A 1846-nucleotide genomic window follows, 5' to 3' on the forward strand; every position below is an offset into this window, starting at 1 on the left:
GTGAGGTCATTAACTTGCTCACTGTTTAAGCCAGCCTCATTTCCCAGTTTGTGAGCAAGCTCGGTCATTCTCATCGAATGCTCTCTTGTCTCTGCGCTTTTAGCTTCCAGAGTTGCCAGCATATTTTTTACCAGCTTGTTTTCTGCGCTTTGAGATTTCATCAATTTATCCTTGTACATCCTTTCATCGGCTTTATTTAAAACAGTTTCGAAGGAGGTCTCCTCTTTCTTTTTAGCTGCACTGCCAATACCTAAAGTAATCGGTATATCTTTAAATTCTGCTCCTTTACATGCACTTTCAATTCTTTCTATCACTTCTTCAGCTGTTTCCCTATCTGCCTGGGGCAATAAGATGACAAATTCATCGCCAGCCCAGCGCGCCACCAAATCTTCATCTCTGGTAACTTTTTGTAGAATTTCAGCGGTTTTTATCAAAAGTTCATCTCCTACCTCGTGTCCGTAAGTATCGTTGACTATCTTGAGCCCGTTGATATCACAATATATTAAGCTTATAGGATGCTGTCTTTTGGTGTTCAGACGTTCCATCTCTGTTTCCATAAAATGGCGGTTATATAAATCTGTCAGGTTATCATGATAGCTCATATATTTTAATTTTTCTTTTGCTCTTTTTCTTCTGGTAATATTGCGACTGACAGCCAGTATCTCCTGTTTATTATTATCATTATCAAGAGCAATCAGCTGGGCTTCAAAACATTTTTTATTACCATTAATTATCAACTCGTATTCAAATCTTTGTTTTTCTTCTTCCTCAATGGCTTTTGTTAAATATTTTTTATGTTTGGCTGTTACGCCTTCGGGCAAAAATTCTTCAATATTTTTACCGATAAGTTCTTCTTTAGAAGCAACCAAATCCTCAATTTCTGAAGTCCATATATCCAGATAATTACCTTTTTTATCATAAAGCATAATTATATCAGGAACAGTATGAACAATTGATTTTAGGTAATCTCTGCTTTGTTTTAATTGTTGTTTCAATCTATATTCAGAAGTTATATCCTGGGCCGAACAAACTACAAATTCAACTTCGCCCTTTTTATTCATTTTGGGGGTTTTGGTTATAGAAAGTATTCTTTCCTCTCCTTCACCATTGGTTACTCTTTCCTCGGTTTCAATCTGCCTTTTTTCGTCAAAAACTTCTCGATTTCCTTCAATGCAAACTTCAGCTTCTTTTTTCGTAGACATTATTTCCCATAAAGTTTTATTTTCCAGCTCCTTTTTATTCTTGCCTAAAAAGTCAGCATGCGCCTGATTTACCCTCCCATAAGTTTCAATGTCCTTCAGATACCATACCTGTACATCTGTATTTTCAAGTAAAATTTCCTGCTCTTCTTTAATCTGCTTTATCTGCTTTTCTGCTTCTATGCGGTCAGATATATCGATAGCAGTACCTATAGCGGCTTTTTCTCCCTGATAATTAATCTGCACACCAGAAAACAGAATCCAGAGCTCTTCTCCATTCTTTTTTTGAAGTTTAAATTCGTACATGCCAGGGGGCGATTGTCCCTTAAGGCGAGCAAGTCCCCTTTCTTTTACCATTTCTCGATGTTCAGGTGCCACTATCTCCCAAAAATTCATATCCAAAAGCTCTCCCCGTGTATAACCAGTCAAATCTGCCAGAGTAGAATTGACATATTGAAACTTTTCTCTGTATACAAAAAGGGCAAAAGGACTGGTCTCAGCCAGGGCCTGGAATCTTTGTTTTTCCTCCTTTAATTCTCTTTCTGCTTCTAGTCTGTCAGTGATATCTCTGACAAATTCTACTATACCTGTAACTTCTCCTGTATCTTCTTCAATCATGGGATAGCTAAAAAGCTCTAAATATTGAG

1 protein-coding gene is annotated in these 1846 nt (G+C 37.1%); it reads right to left on the minus strand.

Features of this window, described 5'->3' with window-relative positions:
• Positions 1 to 1846: sensor domain-containing diguanylate cyclase (locus BLT15_RS13010; protein WP_143423114.1), on the minus strand; the 1846-nt coding region annotated here is incomplete at both ends.

The organism is Halarsenatibacter silvermanii, from assembly GCF_900103135.1.
Taxonomy (GTDB): domain Bacteria; phylum Bacillota; class Halanaerobiia; order Halanaerobiales; family Halarsenatibacteraceae; genus Halarsenatibacter; species Halarsenatibacter silvermanii.